Here is a 16,529-nt window from a genome sequence, read left to right as displayed (position 1 = left end):
AAAAGTAAGGGTTGATCGTAAGTACTCTTTCCTTACCTTACCCAACATGGAGGACGATTTTTCCTTTGGCATGATGTGTTTCACTTAATCGATGGGCTTCTTGAATTTCCTCTAGTTTCATCACTGTCCCCACATTTGCGCGGATCTTTCCTTGTTCAATCAGTTCACCGATCTTGGCAAGCTGTTCACCATCAGGTTCAAGGAAAACATAGCCGGCTTTCACCTTTTTCGCTTTGGCCAATTCTTGATCGGGCTGGCCAGCAATTGAAACCAGAATACCTTCTTCTTTTAAAACATCATAACTTTGCGTTTGAATGTCACCGGCCAGCGTATCAAAAACAATGTCTATATCATGAAGGACTTGTGTGAAATCTTCATTTTCATAATCGATGACCTTATCGGCCCCGAGTGATTTAACAAAATCAACATTCTTCGTGCTACAGGTGGTCGCCACCCAAGCACCGAATGCTTTCGCCAACTGGATAGCAAAACTGCCAACCCCGCCTGCTCCCGCGTGAATCAACACCCGATCGCCTTCTTTGATATTAGCGAAGTCAACAAGACATTGCCATGATGTGAGTCCAACAAGCGGGATTGATGCGGCCTCTTCAAAGGAAAGATGGACCGGTTTTTTAGCAACAAGGCTTTCATCAACAGCCACATATTCCGCGTAGGTTCCATTGCGTGTAATATCCGGCCGAGAAAACACTTTGTCGCCGACCTTGAATGCTGTCACGTTTTGACCGACTTCTTTAACGATACCGGCAGCATCAAGCCCTAAAATAACTGGAAAATTGTACGGAATCATCTCTTTGAGATAGCCTTCACGGATTTTCCAGTCAACCGGATTGACCGAAGTCGCAACCACTTCAATCAAGACATCATTGTCTTTTAGCTCGGGTTGATCAACCTCCGTATATTTTAATTGTTCAGCACTCCCGTAATCTTCAATAATCACTGCTTTCATTGTCAGTCCTCCTGGTGAGTTTACTTAATTGTTTAATGGTTGATGATGTCTACATTCTATTGTTCAATATCAAATTGCTTAAAATTTAATAGACCGTTACTTCATTGAAAAAAACACCTATAAAACCAAGTGCCGGCTTTACTACCAAAAATCCCGTTGATCATAAGAGAAAACAAACTTTCACCTTTTTATTACTTCTTTCCTTTTTCAAGTGCTTTAACTAATTCTTCTCCCATGAGTTCAGAAGAGAACGGGTCTCGACTTGTTACAATTTGATTGTCTGCCCATACAGCATGAGCTTTTTGGTTAAGATCACCTTTATCATAATTTGCGATTTCCGTCATTTCTTGTTCAAGGCTGAGAGGAAGAATATCCAATAACCCTTCTGGTTCGATTTCATCGGGATAACCAGTTACTTTCTTGCCTGCAATGATGCTTTCTCCATTTGGGCGTGTTGTCCAAATCAGCGGAGCTGGCCCATGACACTCCGCAGCGACTATCCCGTCATAATCATAAATCGTATTGATAATACGATGTAAATCCTCATTTTTTGCAAGGTCATACATTGCACCATGACCTCCAATAACTAAAATTACACCATAATCTGCTGGGTTTACCTCTGAAAGCTTTTGCGTTTCATCTGCTTTCCCTGATTCATATAGTCCCTTATACGTTCCTTCGGGGTCATATTCTTCACTAATACTTACTTGATCAACGTCAGGTTTCCCCCCAAGAGGTGAAGCTAAATCAACTTGATGGCCCGCCTTTTCTAAAAGGTCCATAGGTGCGAATAACTCTTCTCCCCACCAACCAGTTTCATAATTGTTTTCTTCATCCTTGTATCCACTTGATAATACTGCTAACACTTTTGCCATTTTGTATTCCTCCTAAGCTAACATTACAGTGAAAATCACCGTCTATCCTTAGGTTTCAAAACCTTTAATTTTTGCATCAGGACTTAACACTTTTTCTGGCTCAAATTCTTTTAAAGACTCATTGTTTTTAACTTTCTTTACCCAATCCCTATTTGCAAGAGCACCGCGGGCTAAAGTAACAACATCTGCATCTCCATTTTCAATAATCTCTTTTGCCTTTTCTGGGTCATGCAGACCTCCATTTGCAATGACAAGTAATTTCCCATATTTTTTCGCTAATCCGGCAAGTGTTGGACCTCCATCACCAAAAGCGGAATCCGTTGCCTCCGTACCTTCTCCTTCTGGAAAAGCAGGTTGCCAAGCTTCATATTCCGTTACATGAATATAGTCTAATCCAGCATCTCCTAATTGGCTGAAGATAATTTCAGCATCTTTTCCTTTGTTCGCCCACTTATGGGAAAAATCATTTACTTTCCCTTGAGAAATACGTATGCCAACTGTAAAATCCTGACCAACAGTTTCACGAACTGCCTTTGAAACTTCAACTGATAATCTAACACGGTTTTCTGTTGAACCACCATATTCATCTGTTCGTTGATTTGTGTAATCCGTTAGGAATTGGTCAAGTATATAACCATTGGCTCCATGGATTTCAATTCCATCAAAACCAGCATCTTTCGCCCGTTTTGATGCATCAACGAACCCTTTTACGATCTCTTCAATGTCTTTTTTTGATGCCTCTTTTGGTAAAGGGAATGCTCCTTCACCGCCATAGAAGTTCATCTGCTCCCCCTTTGGTTGAACTGAGGAAGGTCCTAGGGATCCCGTTGTGAACCGGTTACCCTGTGACAAAGCACCAGCATGCATCAACTGAACGATGATTTGACCTCCTTCTTGATGAACCGCATCTGTAACCCTTTTCCATGCATTTACTTGTTCCGCATCGATAATACCAGGTTGGTTAAAGTAACCCTGACTGTATTTGTTATCTGGGTAGACCCCTTCCGTTATAATAAGCCCAAAACCTCCACGAGCAAACTTTGAATAATAAGAGACCATTTGGTCAGTAACTAGACCTTCCGATGTTCCACTTGTCCGTGTCATAGGAGCAACTCCTATACGATTCTCTAGCTTCGTACTTCCTAACTCTATTGGATTGAATAAGTTTGATGGCATGTAAATATCCCCTTTCTTTATAAACGTTGCTTATTATGCACTCAAGAAACAAAACCATTCCTAATAAGACTATTTCGGATTATATACTCCCTATTGTGAATCCGTCTAAAAAAATGCTTGCATTGTTGGACAACTATTCTTTATTTGAAGGGGTCAGAACAAGTTAGTAGCGAAGTGCTGCCGGGTTGGTAGAAAAAAGCTTTTTAAAAAGCATATTACTTATAAGAAAGTGGAAAGATAATGTGACAAAAATGAAGGCAGGTGTAGACAAATGGCCACTGAGGAACCGGATCTTTCCGGACCAGTAAAACAACATTTAAAGAAATATTTACATCAAATCACAAAGGAAATTGATCATTTGCTAATCACTATGGAGAATAAAGACTGTTGTATCTTAGATGAATTTGAACAAGTTCATGGTGTATTCAATAACCTGCACATGACGGCATCTTCATACTATTTAACAGCTTATTTATCACCCTTTACAGATAGTTATCAAGCATTATCAACGGCTGTTCAGCACCTTTCCGAACGTAAACACGGTGCGTTAATAGCGGTTCAAAGAAAAGAACCACTCGCATCATTTATTCATTCTGGTATCCCGGTCGGTGGATCCGTTTCATATGCCTTACTAGAGTCTGTTTTTAATCCGGGCAGCCCCCTCCATGATGGTGCTGTTGTAGTAGAAGATAATACAATCATATCAGCTGGAAATGTAATACCTCTATCGAGACAGACTACCGGCAGGGAAAACCTTGGGACACGGCATAGAGCAGCAATTGGATTATCTGAACGAAGTGATGCACTAGTACTAGCTGTCTCGGAAGAAACGGGCAGGGTTTCTTTTGCATTGGAAGGAAAACTATACCCTGTTCACCAAAGTGGATTGATCTAAAAATTATGATCTCCTAAGTAGAAAAATAAGTGAGAACTGAGTCTATAAAATTTATCAAAACATGAGAGGTGTTAAGAAAAATTGCTGTATAAAATTTCGATCTGCATCCTATCCTTTATTTTCGTTTTAAACTCAGCAAACCCTGTTTTTGCATCTGTGATTTACATTGTAAAACATGGTGAGACCGCTAAGGAAATTGCTTCTAAGTACAATGTAGGTGTTGATGATATCACTAAGACCAATAGTTTACGAAATATAAATAAATTGTCACCTGGACAACCGTTACTCATTCAGGGAGACACCTATATCGTTGAAAAAGGAGATAGTCTGTGGAAAATCGCTCAAAGACATCAACTAACTGTTTCACAATTAATAAAGAGAAACAGTCTGAAGTCAAATCGGATTATTCCCGGACAACACCTTGCCATTCCCGGTCCCTCAAACCGGCCAAATATCATGATTGGAGCTTTTGCGTATCCTTCGTCGATCTTAATGAATGAAGATAAGAGTAATATAGAACAAAAACTAAAATTTCTCTCCAGTATTGCAGCCTTTGAGTATCATCCAGACTATAACGGTCAATTAAGTGATTTACCACACATGGAAACGTTCAAAAATCGCCTTTGGAAACGCAATATAACTCCTTATGCAACGGTTACGAACCTGTCTCCTTCTAAAGGATTTGATGAGCAACTTGCCCATCATTTGCTTTCAAACAAACAGGCAAGGCACAACTTGACTGAAAATATATACAAGGTTCTAAACAAGTATGACCTGAAAGGAGTCGTCATTGACTTTGAAGGTTTAAAGCAAAAGGACAAGTCATTATTTAATCAATTTATAAAAGAATTAAGCGACAGACTTCATCCTGTAGGAATGGAGGTAGCCCTTGCCGTTCCACCATTGAGTGATCCGAACACACCAAGTTGGAACGCTGCGTATGACTATCAAACCCTGGGCCAACATGCTGACTTTATATTTTTAATGACTTATGATTGGCATTGGCTTGGTGGGAAACCCGGTCCGATAGCACCTATTAATAGGATAAGAAAGACTCTAAATTATGCCACATCTGTCATTTCCAATGGAAAAATCATTTTGGGTGTACCACTTTATGCTTACGATTGGCCTTTATCAGATAAGAATGTTGAAGCAGAAGCATATTCACAACGGTATGCTTTAGAGAAGGCAATTGAACATGGCAGCGTGATTCATTATGATCATAGATCAGGTGCCCCGTGGTTTAGATATACAGATGAAAACGGTGTTCGTCATGAAGTGTGGTTTGAGGATGCAAGAAGTCTTTTGGCCAAATACCGATTAGCCAAAAAATATAACCTTCACGGTGTAGGAGGGTGGCAAATAGAGTTTAATTTTCCACAAGGGGAACAGATTCTCAAAGAAGAATTTACTATTAGCAAAACCGCCGAATGACGAGTAGTGGAAACTACTCATTAAATTGAATATAAGTCAAATGAATCACGAAGACGTCATATTTTAAATTTATAGGCTGAATCCTGAAAGCAAATTAATAATAAAAGACTTTAAAATAAATGGAAAACCATAGGTCTGAGTCAAATCTTCAAGCTTTTTATGAGTCGGGGCAGCTTCAGGAAATTAATGATTTTACAACATTAAGGAAGTTCAAAAAAATCCTAATTCATCATACCACAGGGATCCAATTCTCCACCGGGGTGCTTAGTGTCACTTTCCTTCTTCCTGTGCTTCTTTATCTATTGGCCGGTAGGTACCCCCCCTCCTTTGAATGGTCTTATCCGGCATAGAAGACAATTTTGATTACGTAATTTAAATAGTAATTGATAACCTTAGTATTTTATTTTGCATGTACAGGGTGTACTCTAATTGAACATAAAAAGACTGGATGGCAAAAACCAGTCAGTCTTAAATATACTTTATTAAACTAAAGTGAGGACGGCATTTAATCCTGCATAAATCACATTTAATTCCAAATAATAACTAGCAAGAAGACCATTAAAAAAAGGAGGGTTTTATGTGGAACAGGGAAAACAAATAAGACTCACAGCACCAGAAATGTCTCAGCTTTGGGGTCAATACATGAATGATTCTGCAAGTATCTGTATGTTGACCTATTTCTTAGAAAAGGCTGAGGACACTGAAATAAAGCCTATCATAGCTCATGCCTTAGAATTATCTCAGGCCCATATCCAGAAGATAACGGTCATCCTTACAGAGGAACAGAATACAGTCCCTCATGGTTTTAAATTAGATGAGGATGTTGATTTAACTGCCCCTAGACTGTACCCTGACAGTTATGTTTTAAGCTTTATATCTCAAATGGCTCAAATTGGGCTTACTACCTATTCAGCTAGTGTAAGTCTTTCTTCAAGATCAGATATTACTGCTTATTATAATGAATGCCTAAAAGAAACAATGGAGCTATATGAAATGTCAAAGGATTTACTATTACAAAAAGGTCTTTACCAGCGGCCACCAAATATATCTAACTTAGAGCAGGTTGAATATGTAAAGAAGCAAGGGTTTGTTTGGGACTTATTTGGAGAAAAAAGACCTTTATCAGCAGTAGAAATATCAAATTTAATTCCTAACATCGAAAGGAATGCTTTAGGCGTAGCCACCTTAATTGGATTTAGTCAGGTGGCACAGTCAAAAGATGTTACACAATTTTTTATTAGGGGCATAGAAATTGCAAAAAAGCATATTCAATCTTTTGCGAAAAAATTAGGAGACAACAATCTCCCTGTAATAATGACAAGGGTAGATGTAACAAAAAGCACGGCCTACACATTTTCGGACAAAATTATGATGTTCTACACCACTGCTCTGATTGGTTTGAGTATTGGTTACTATGGTACATCTATTGCTCAAAGTCCTAGAATGGATTTAGGGGTAATGTATAATAAGTTGGCACTAGACGTACAGAAATATGCAGAGGATGGTTCTAATATCATGATTAAAAATAAATGGTTAGAACAGCCTCCTATGGCTGCAAATCGTAAAGATTTAGCAAAAGATAATTGAGGTTAAGGTGGTTCAATGAAATGATATGGCAAATAAGGACGCAATCGAAAAACTTTTATGGAGTATTGCTTTACCAGGCTTTGGTCAATTATTAAACGGAAAATATATCAAAGGGATTGTTTTGATTTTTTTAGAGTTCTTGATTAATGTTCAGGGGAATTTTAACAAGGTCATCCTTCTAAGTTTTCATGGGGAAATGGAAAAATCGATTCAACAAGCCGATTTCCAATGGCTCATGTTTTATCCTTGTTTATACTTTTTTGCAATGTGGGATGCTTACAAAGATGCCGGTGGAGGGAAAAAACCTTATTCGTTTTTGCCGTTCGTATTTTCAGCCTATTTCGTGACCGTAGGAACGATCTATTCGTCTAAACTCACTCTATTCAGTGTATGGCTCGGACCCATTTGGCTTCCGATATTATGTGTGATTCCAGGTTTGCTTGTGGGATTTTTATTACAAAGGACTCTAAGAAAAAAGCTGGTCATTTAATGATAAGCTTTTTTAAAAACTTCCTTTTTTAATACAAATTTTCCTTAGTTTGCTATATTAAATGCTAATTTCAACACCAAAAATCCTCTATTCGGGGTAGTGCCAACTTTTTGTCACATTACTCACACTAATCCATTTATTTACAAATAGTAGACTAGAATAGCGTATATCTTAGCGCTATAAAACCGAGTTTTTATGGAAGATTCTGTATTATCGCGAGTATATGTTGGCGGTACCCCAATATGTTGTTTGAGTATGCCAGAGTGAGTACCAAAGATCAAAATTTACATATGCAGTTTGATGCGTTGAAGAAATATGGTGTTGGATCATGGCCACCACATATTGCCCATATTTCTGGCCCCTTATACACAGGAACAGGTCTGAATAGGTTTAAGGGTTATCGAATGGCATTGAATGCTGCTGGTATAGAATTTAAGACGGATGATATGTATGAAAGTATTGGTGCCTTATCCTGGTGAACTCACCGCTTATGAGATTTCAACACAAGTCAATTCACCTAAAAATGAAAAAGCTGAGATATTAAACCCTCTATAACCGACGTGTCATTTACTGCTCATAGAGGTGGACCTCACCCTGTTCAATCCTTTTTATTACAGAAAATGTGTACAAGCCTTGTTTTGGTGGTATAATGAACATAGAAACAGCAAAATTGAATAAACTAATAAAGCCGTCAGTGCGACAACACTGACGGCTAACAATAGACCGAACCCATCAAGAGGGTAAGGCTCTAATAGGGAAAAATAACCCCCATGGCCGAGCTACGTTCTGTAGCTAACGTATGCCGGAACATATGAGGGGTAATATTAAACCCTAATTTTGCAGATAGCTCCCTGAAAAATGCACTTATAGTCACACCATCACAAACATCTCCTCTCGAAGAACCTGTTAACTTTAAAAATATATAATCACTGTCAAAGTTATTTTTTTCATGTACCTCATATATATAATCTTGTAATAAGTTTGTTGTTTCGGCCGATATATATACTAATCTATTTTTTCCTGAAGGCGTTTTAGATTTGGTGATTAATATTTTTTTATCTGAAAGATCAATGTCTTCAAGCTTTATGTTCAAAGCTTCCGAAATCCTCACACCAGTTTCATATAATATGCTTACCAGCAATTTATTTCTTATGTTGAGTTTAGTTTGAAATATTTTCTTTAACTGCTCCTCACTTAGCTTGCTATGAGGTTTCTTTGTTTCTCTAAGTTTTAAAGCATTTAGCCTATATTTAACATTGGATTTTGTATGTTCTAAAAAAGGTTTGTATGAGTGATTTTTTTTATTCGAGTCTGAATAGAAGTCTAACTTAGTATCAAGTATCTCTGAGTGGAACCTTGCCAGATAATTATAAAATCCAAATACCGCCATCACATTATAATTAATAGTATTAGATTCTCTCTTTTTTGAACCAACACTAGATCCACCATGCAGCCAGCCTATGTATTTAACCAATACATCCATTGAAATATTTTCGAATTCCAACTGATTTAACTCGATAAAATCCCAATATAATTTCAATCTATAAGCATAGGATTTAATAGTATTTGGTGATTTATTTATAGTATCTAAAAACTTTAGATACTTGTTTACATATAAAAAAGGAATGCCCTCATTAGAGGTTAAAAGATAAATTACTTTTTCTTCTTCTTTTACTTTAATAACCTTAGCCATAACACACACCTTATCTTTAAAAACTATAGAGACTTTAGAAGTCTTATATAGATATTTATTATTCTAAGTCATAAAAATAAGTATCTACTTTCCTAAGATACTTTAACTACATAACCATATTATATTATAGATAATTCTTGGACCTTCGAACTTTCCACATAACGCTTCTGCGGACCAAGGAATGACATATCAACGGACACGTCAGCGATATTCTGATAGGCCGAGAAGTTATTTTTCAGATATTTAAATTCACTTTCAGTGATATGGTTGGAATCTGTCCTCGGGTACGTTAGAAGCTTCTTTTCATAAAGGGTTTGCATGATCTTTAAAACATCTGTTGGACTATACTTCCATTTTTTATTTGCCTTTGTCTGCAGGGTGGAAAGGCTGTGCAATTTCGGGGATTTGGTCTTCTTAGATTCTTTGGTGAGTTTTGTAATCGTGGTGTTTTCTTCGGATTTTAAGCCTTGCTTGTTCATAAAATTCGTAAGGTCACCTTTTCTTCCAAACCGATCTTTATATTTCGCTTGAAATGTACCGTTTTCAACTTTGATATTTGCGTAGAGTTCATAAAAAGGCTCCGACTTGAAATGATATATTTCTTGTTGTCGGGTGTAGATCAGTAAAGCGTTGGTGTTTGCACTCTCCCTAAACTGAACGTTTCACGAATGCCCTTCTTTGGCAACAGGAGAGAATACAATGGAGAAGCATTCATACCAACGAGCCAATCACCGATTTGTCGGGCTTGCGCTTCCCCATAGATCGGCAAGTACTTGCTTCCTGAGTGAAGATTTTCAAATCCTTTTTGAATTTCATCAACCTCTAATGAATTAATCCATAACCGTTTTGTCGGCTTATTTTCAGCTCCGGCCTTTCTTATAATACTCCGAGCAATGTTTTCCCCTTCACGGTCAGCATCAGTAGCAATAACAATCTCACTTGCTGTCTGTATCAAGCCCTTCACAATTTGAAATTGCTTTTTCTTATCTTTGGGCACTTCAAATTTATAATGATCGGGAAGAATGGGAAGATGCTTTAAACTCCATCTTTCCCACTCTTTTTTATAAGCACCATGCATCACTAAAGAAACAAGATGGTCGAAACCCCATGTAATCACGGCTTTGTCGTTAAAATAACGGCGATCATTCACCTCAATATACCCGTCTTTTTTTACTGGTGCTTTGAAAAGCATCTGCATAAGCCTTAGCCTGACTCGGCTTTTCAGCTAGAATAACAATCATCAAAAACTCTCCTTTTGTTTAAAAATTATCGTAACCCTTTTCGCTTCCGTTGATTTTGCAGACGATTCATTTCTTGCAGCTTTTCTCGTTCGTCATAGTAAGCTTGCTTTAAACTATTTTCCACGATATTTTGAGTCGCCTGAATTATGTTAGATATAGATCAATTTATAGGCTATAACGCTGACGAAAAACCAACCAAGAACCTGTAGAGCTAGACTGGTCAAAGTTGACAGAAGAAAATCAACCTTTCTTATCATGAACTACATCGTGGGGCGTCCTTACTCTCGTTCTGAACCATGGGTTATGAGGTCTTTTTTAGCCAGTCCACCTTGTGTTGAACGTTCTCTATCCTTCTCAGTTTTTTTCTTCAACTCGTCATTCCAATCCTTAGCCTCCGGCAGGTCAATGCTAGATAAGCCTTTCGTCATTAACCGGTGATACTTGTTAGAAAAGGCTTGACCAGCCTTGTCATTGTCGGTACATAAGGTGACATGATGGATGGTACACCCCTCTTTCCCCATACGTTTCATTTCATCGATCAACGTTTGACGTTTGAGGCCTGACATTGAAACCAGTCGTGTGTTTTGAAGCTCTTCCTGTTTCACACTCCAATACGAGAGCGCATCGACCGGGCTTTCAAAGAAGTACATCGAATGGGGCTTTCCGATATCGAGTGAAAAACCAGCCGATCCATGGCTATTCTTATCAATCCCTTTAAACATGTGGCCATCTTTCATTGGGGTTGTCCCTTGGCGATCAGCACCAACAATTTTCCCATTCTGCTTCCACTTAAAAATAACATTCCCGAGCTTGTCTTGTGCGATGAAGTCTTTTTGTTCCAGCCAGTCTACGAGTTTAGGGTGAATCTTTCGTTCTTTGGTGAGATAGTTTTTGGCCTTCGTTATGTCGTTTACTTCATAATGCTCAGGGTAGTGATAAGGTTCTTTCGGTTTTCTTTTTTGTTCATCAGTTTTTACTTTATAACCCTGAGCATTTAAATCTAACACAGCTTCTGGGAAACTCATGCCATAAAACATTTTGGCAAAGTTAATCACACCAGACCCCTTCTCCTCCCGCGAGTTCCAGGCATACATTTGATCTTTAATCACTAAGCTGTCATGTTTTTGATGGCGGTAATAGTTTCCTTCCTTTTTCAACGGTTCTCCTTTACGCTGCAAGTAGTCTATCAAATCTACATTCCGTGCGATTTCCACTTGTGACGCGCCTACATGCTTCACCATGCAGCACTTCCTCCTTTTTGAATGTCAATGTCAAATCGAAAAATAAAAAGACAGGGAATAAAAATCCCTGTCTAGCGTTCCATTTCAACTTTTTGCCGTTGCTTTTTATGCTGTTGTTGAGAAGGTCTCTGTTTACTTTCATCTGCTATTTCTTCCACAGACTTGCCTTTCCTCTTATCTCCGGTTTTCCCCTTCTGTTCGCTAAATTCCTGATCTAATGTCCTTTCTACCTGGACTAAACGTTGTTGGCCATGTTCGGATAACGGCAGCTCTTTTAATTCCTGTAGCGATTCTTTTTTCAGTTTATAAATGGATTCCATGCTATGTGTCTTTTCAAAGGCACGCATTTGGTTTAGACGTTCTTGTCGATCGTTGCCTTCCTCTTGATCCAGTCCCTTTCCTACCTTCGGTTCAATAAAGTTCATCAACTCTTTTTTATAGGCACCTTTATAGGCTTGGTCATCGAGTTCGCTCATACCTTTTTCCTTTTCAGCTTTTGGTTCAAAAGGGCTCTCGTTTCGTTCAGTTGTGCTGACTTGCCGACGGTACATGTCACGTAGCTTCTCCGATGGTAGTTTTTCCTCTTCCTGCTTTGGTTCTTTTTCGATGGATGGTTGTGATCTTTGTAAAGAAGGGTGCTCTGGTGCTACGTTGTTTGCATAGGCTTCCTTGAATGTTTCAGAAGGGATTGAAATGCCTTCAATTACCTTCCTCATAGAAGAAGGCAATGTTTCCGGGTTCTTTTGGTGTTCGGGACTAAGAGCGATATAGGCACCCTTGCCCTTTTCGTTTGCTTGATTAAATTTTTTGACCAGCTCATCTTGCTTGACTTGCGGATAACTGATGTTCCCTAACGGTTTGATTTCTTTTTGATCTACCTGCTGTGTGGCTACGTCTATAAGACTTTCCATGGATACGGTTTTAACATTCTGACTCTCTTTATCTACCAGGATGATCATGTCTTGATAAGGTTTGGGATTTGGCAGTGGATCGAAGACTCCCTTTTCTTTCTCTTGGTTGTTTTCCTGCGCCTGGATCGGTTGGCCCATATTCCGCTCTCCTTTTTCATTGGACGGTGTTTTCGTTTTCATGTCTTTATCCCCTTCCTGTTCTTTTTCCCATGAATCTTCAATCGTTGAAATAAACTCTTTGGCCGTCGTTTGAACTTCCTGCAACAATCCTTCGCAATCCTTAAACTCATGATCTTTCGTCCAATGATGAAGGTAATCTAGGGAATAATCGCTGGTATCAATATTGAAATAGGAGGACACCGTATAGGCTGTCATTTCTGCTTGAAATTCCTTTTCCGGCTTTGTGTAATGATCTCGTTTTCCTTCCGTGTGGAGCTTCGCATGGTAGGGTAGATACCCAGTGCCTTGCCATATTTCTATGGTAGGTTCCCAAGCATCCCCCTCAGAACCGTACGTACACGTCTCCATGTATACGGCTCGCCATTAACTTACTTCAATCTAACAGTCCAGCATGAAGTTTGCGATGACAGTCATTGCCCTGTCCCAGGGCACAAAGCGCTATTGTTTTGCGCGCCCTAGCTATCATCGCTTGTTCCCATAGCTTTTTTCCTTTTAAGTCCTTTAGTTTTCTTACATGATGAATTTCTAATTCGACGTTTTCTGCATGGCACCATTCACACCGTTCCGCCTTTAATCTTGAAATGAGACTGGTTCTAGCTAGATCAACTTTACTGATAGGAAGGTCTGTATGAGTGTGGTCTGCCTTTATCGAAGTGTTTCGTTTGAATCCATCACTATAAAAGTATCGAGTTTTGTTAGCTTTCTTCGTTTTGTATCTAACCGCAAAGACTCCGTTAATAGAGTATCGATTTATTATTTTGCTTATTGATGTTTTGTATTTATTGGCAAAAGTCTTGTATAAACTGTATTCCATAAAGTATCTAAATTTATTGAGTCCACTAACGTTTAGGGCTAACCTATAGTAGTTATACATGCCTCTGATCTCAGAGTTATAACGAGTGATAATTTCTAAATCATCGTTATTAATTAATGCACTCCGATGCATCGGCCTCCAGTTACGTCCGTCCATTTTTATGGCTTTATACTCTATGAGTTTATTGGTCCAAGCCTCTTTTGGCATATAGATGGAAACTTTCCCCGAGTTGTTGCGTGAGAGAACCTTTTTTTGTTCTCCTGCAGGCCTTGAGGACGGCTTTGGTTGTTGATTCCTACTAATCGCAATGTTGTAACCAAGAAACCTAGCAAATTTACTACTATTTGTGATGAGTGTCTTTTCTTGTGAAAGTTCGAGTTTCAGTTTTTGGCTAATAAATGTAGTTAGTTCTTTTTTTATCATGGTGGCATCTTCTTTGCTGCCAATAATACCTATGAGCCAATCATCCGCATACCTGACATATTTCAATCTTCTGTAGTTTTGATCCATTGGATCTTTTGAAGGTAACTTCATTTTTCTATTATTAGCTTCTTTGATGGAACCAATAATTTCTTCACGTTCGCCTTCTTTGAGAGTTCCTTTAGCCATTTTGTCCTTTAATTTCTTTTTAAGGCGCATGCTTTTTTGGTGTAACTTTTTGTAGGCGGGGTTTTGTGCCTTATGTTTACCCTTGTTAAATTTAAGTTGGAACTCTTCAATGAATTTATCTAATTCGTTAAGATAGATGTTGGATAAGACAGGACTGATAATACCTCCTTGAGGTACGCCACTGTAAGAATTGTGGTACTTCCAGTCCTCTACATATCCTGCTTTAAGAAATTTCCAAATAAGTCTTAGGAATTTCTCATCCTTGATTCTTTTACGAAGTAGGTTAATTAAAATAGAATGGTCTATGTTATCAAAGAAGCCTTTTATATCCCCTTCTATAAACCACTTTACTCCATTGAATGTGTCAGCAATTTGCTTGATAGCCGTGTGACAGCTTTTGTTTGGTCGATAGCCATGAGATGTGTTACTGAACGAACTTTCGTACATACTTTCCAGAATATATTTGACTACCATTTGTAGCAGTTTGTCATCGAATGATGGAATACCAAGTGGCCTTTTGCCATTACCACTCTTTTTTCCGATATAGGTTCTTCTTACTGGAGTCGGCTGATACTTTTCATCCTTGAGTGAATCAATAATAGTATGGATCCTTTTCATGCTCATGCCATCAATGGTTTTACCATTTGACCCTTTAGTCATATGACCAGGGTTAGGGTAAATTTCATCATATGCCATAAGATAAAACTCAGGATTGTATAAGTTTCTGTAAACTCTTTGATACTTGTAGCTTTCATCATTGGACTTACTCGTTAGATTGTCCAATACTACTTGAGGATTTCTCATAGAGCCTCTCGCTCCTTCTTCTTATAATATTGGATTCGGTTAACTGTCTTCCTTCGCCATCCTAGCTTCACAGCTATGACCTAACATGCGTTATCTGATGTTAGCGTGATAGGTTTTCCCTATCTCAGACTAGTACGAAGACTCCGTTGTCCTATCGATTTTTCAGTTCCAAAAGGACATAGCCCGTAAGGGCGCATCGACTTAGACAATCTCCATTTAGATTATGTGGGAAGCTTGTAATAGTATCGGATGCGACTTTCGCCATTTACCATCGTATTGATGTCGGTCAGTGGGAGGTCATATTTCAACGTCTCACTCATCCGTTGAAGTCCCCACTTGCATAACATTTCACGTGTTGTTTATTATGGTCCACGATATAACCCCTCTGGCTATCGTTCAAGCAGTGTAGCTTTCATCCTTGTCTATTACTTTGGTCTTGCCATCCAGTCGTACTGTAACACGCCAGTAACTTGTGGCTTTATAGACATGCTATGGTCCCCCTGTTGGTTTCCCAACACGAGTATCTTGATATTTTGGTAATACCAATAAGTCTTTGACCTTATGATGATATGACCACATCAGCTGTTTGCTACGACAGCGATCCCAAACACATCCTTATGGACGCACCGTGAGTTCATGCAACAGGCTTTTCGTATCCTGACGTTCTGAGTTCCGAGGGTTGAGGGCGACTTCACCTCTCCCTGTGTAACTCACTCCTTTGGCAGCCCCTAGCTCTTCATAAGGTTCAACGATTTGAATGTTGTTCTTATCCGCAATAGCCTCCATACCTCGACGCAACGGTTTATAGTTTTCGACCTTCCCATCGATCCATTTGTTCGGGAATATGTGAGGGAGGTCTTTTTGGGACGCACTCGTTTGCGACACATCAAAAACACTCCCGATAGAAAAAACAAGACGGCCCTCTCGTTTGTCGAGTTGACCGTCTTTAACCTGTTCCTTCTCTTGTCTGGTGGCGTGTTGTAAGGACTTCCATTCCCCTTCATTGTTTTTAAATTGCTGGCCCAATCGGTTAGGTACGAGAATCTTAATGCCTTGTTCACCTTTGTTAACGGGGAACCCTTTTTCTTTCCAAAAGGCAAACGAGCCAACAGCTTCAGCTCCCGAAAACTGTGAATCAATAAGCGCAGTGTTCTTTAGGGAATATCGATAAAACTTTCCCATAAAATCCAAATACTCTTTCAGCTGATCGGGCGAATGAAAGTGGTTCGAGATACGTTCTTCCATTCCTTCTGTCAGTCTATTGATCTCCTCTTGGACCTGTTCGGGTGACTTTTTGGGATAGGTACGTTTACTTTTGGCCATGAACATCACCTCCCTCGCTTATGTTCATGAGTTCTTCCATATCCTCTTCCTCATAGGTTGGATCCGTGTTTAACATCAGCTGCTTGCTCTTTTTATCGAACGGGATGAGTAAGTTTTCTTGATTAACCAAATGCTGTTCCACATCAGCCATTTCATCATCACTCAACGTTAAGGTGTATTCCTTTTGGCCAACTTCGATCACGAGCTCTTGGTTATCCCCTAAACATTTAAACACGCCTACTTCATAACGGTGATTAAACAACATCATAAAATCTCCTCCTTTGGTCAT

Annotated in this window: 16 protein-coding genes; 5 read left to right on the top strand and 11 right to left on the bottom strand. The window is 39.0% G+C overall.

Annotation, left to right across the window (positions count from 1 at the left end; all coding sequences use genetic code 11):
- Positions 1-37: 37 nt before the first annotated feature.
- From MUO14_RS13060 to MUO14_RS13050, 3 genes are all read right to left on the bottom strand, one after another.
- Complete coding sequence (locus MUO14_RS13060) at positions 38-967, bottom strand: NADP-dependent oxidoreductase (protein WP_244751126.1); 930 nt, start codon at positions 965-967, stop codon at positions 38-40.
- Positions 968-1,158: 191 nt separating this feature from the next.
- A complete protein-coding gene (locus MUO14_RS13055) occupies positions 1,159-1,842 on the bottom strand; it encodes a type 1 glutamine amidotransferase domain-containing protein (protein WP_244751125.1) in 684 nt (227 codons plus the stop codon).
- Positions 1,843-1,890: 48 nt separating this feature from the next.
- Complete coding sequence (locus MUO14_RS13050) at positions 1,891-3,018, bottom strand: NADH:flavin oxidoreductase (RefSeq protein WP_244751124.1); 1,128 nt, start codon at positions 3,016-3,018, stop codon at positions 1,891-1,893.
- Between the two features lie 271 nt (positions 3,019-3,289).
- Between MUO14_RS13050 and cdaS the strand changes: the two genes are divergently transcribed.
- The 5 genes from cdaS (at position 3,290) to MUO14_RS13025 (ending at position 7,903) form a co-directional block, all read left to right on the top strand.
- Positions 3,290-3,913 (top strand): sporulation-specific diadenylate cyclase CdaS, encoded by a 624-nt coding sequence (gene cdaS / locus MUO14_RS13045; RefSeq protein ID WP_244751123.1) that lies wholly within the window; start codon positions 3,290-3,292, stop codon positions 3,911-3,913.
- Between the two features lie 81 nt (positions 3,914-3,994).
- A complete protein-coding gene (locus MUO14_RS13040; protein ID WP_244751122.1) occupies positions 3,995-5,347 on the top strand; it encodes a glycoside hydrolase family 18 protein in 1,353 nt (450 codons plus the stop codon).
- A 579-nt stretch (positions 5,348-5,926) separates the two neighbouring features.
- Entirely contained in the window at positions 5,927-6,934 is a 1,008-nt protein-coding gene (locus MUO14_RS13035; protein WP_244751121.1) for a DUF3231 family protein, read from the top strand.
- Between the two features lie 25 nt (positions 6,935-6,959).
- Positions 6,960-7,424 (top strand): hypothetical protein, encoded by a 465-nt coding sequence (locus MUO14_RS13030; protein WP_244751120.1) that lies wholly within the window; start codon positions 6,960-6,962, stop codon positions 7,422-7,424.
- A gap of 242 nt (positions 7,425-7,666) precedes the next feature.
- The gene (locus MUO14_RS13025) at positions 7,667-7,903 is read left to right on the top strand and encodes a hypothetical protein (RefSeq protein WP_244751119.1); all 237 of its coding nucleotides are present in this window, start codon (positions 7,667-7,669) and stop codon (positions 7,901-7,903) included.
- 269 nt (positions 7,904-8,172) lie between these two features.
- Here the strand turns inward: MUO14_RS13025 and MUO14_RS13020 are convergent, their stop codons facing one another.
- From MUO14_RS13020 to MUO14_RS12990, 8 genes are all read right to left on the bottom strand, one after another.
- Positions 8,173-9,117 carry a tyrosine-type recombinase/integrase gene (locus MUO14_RS13020; RefSeq protein ID WP_244751118.1) on the bottom strand — a complete coding sequence of 315 codons (945 nt, stop codon included), beginning with the start codon at positions 9,115-9,117 and terminating at the stop codon, positions 8,173-8,175.
- 119 nt (positions 9,118-9,236) lie between these two features.
- A complete protein-coding gene (locus MUO14_RS24320; protein WP_255822203.1) occupies positions 9,237-9,716 on the bottom strand; it encodes a DNA topoisomerase in 480 nt (159 codons plus the stop codon).
- 20 nt (positions 9,717-9,736) lie between these two features.
- Positions 9,737-10,315 (bottom strand): toprim domain-containing protein, encoded by a 579-nt coding sequence (locus MUO14_RS24315; protein WP_255822112.1) that lies wholly within the window; start codon positions 10,313-10,315, stop codon positions 9,737-9,739.
- A gap of 321 nt (positions 10,316-10,636) precedes the next feature.
- Positions 10,637-11,599 (bottom strand): toprim domain-containing protein, encoded by a 963-nt coding sequence (locus MUO14_RS13010; protein ID WP_244751117.1) that lies wholly within the window; start codon positions 11,597-11,599, stop codon positions 10,637-10,639.
- Positions 11,600-11,670: 71 nt separating this feature from the next.
- Positions 11,671-13,038, bottom strand: coding sequence for a hypothetical protein (locus MUO14_RS13005; protein WP_244751116.1), 1,368 nt, complete (start codon positions 13,036-13,038; stop codon positions 11,671-11,673).
- A 25-nt stretch (positions 13,039-13,063) separates the two neighbouring features.
- On the bottom strand, positions 13,064-14,917 hold the full coding sequence (locus MUO14_RS13000) for a reverse transcriptase/maturase family protein (RefSeq protein ID WP_244751115.1): 1,854 nt from the start codon (positions 14,915-14,917) through the stop codon (positions 13,064-13,066).
- A gap of 615 nt (positions 14,918-15,532) precedes the next feature.
- Positions 15,533-16,240 (bottom strand): ArdC-like ssDNA-binding domain-containing protein, encoded by a 708-nt coding sequence (locus tag MUO14_RS12995; RefSeq protein ID WP_244751114.1) that lies wholly within the window; start codon positions 16,238-16,240, stop codon positions 15,533-15,535.
- On the bottom strand, positions 16,227-16,508 hold the full coding sequence (locus MUO14_RS12990; protein ID WP_244751113.1) for a hypothetical protein: 282 nt from the start codon (positions 16,506-16,508) through the stop codon (positions 16,227-16,229). The genes MUO14_RS12995 and MUO14_RS12990 overlap by 14 nt, the downstream gene beginning before the upstream one ends.
- Positions 16,509-16,529 lie beyond the last annotated feature (21 nt).

This window comes from Halobacillus shinanisalinarum, assembly GCF_022919835.1.
In the GTDB taxonomy this organism is placed as follows: Bacteria; Bacillota; Bacilli; order Bacillales; family Halobacillaceae; genus Halobacillus_A; species Halobacillus_A shinanisalinarum.
Note: the sequence above shows the minus strand (reverse complement) of the source record. Positions and strands in the feature narration are given on the sequence as shown.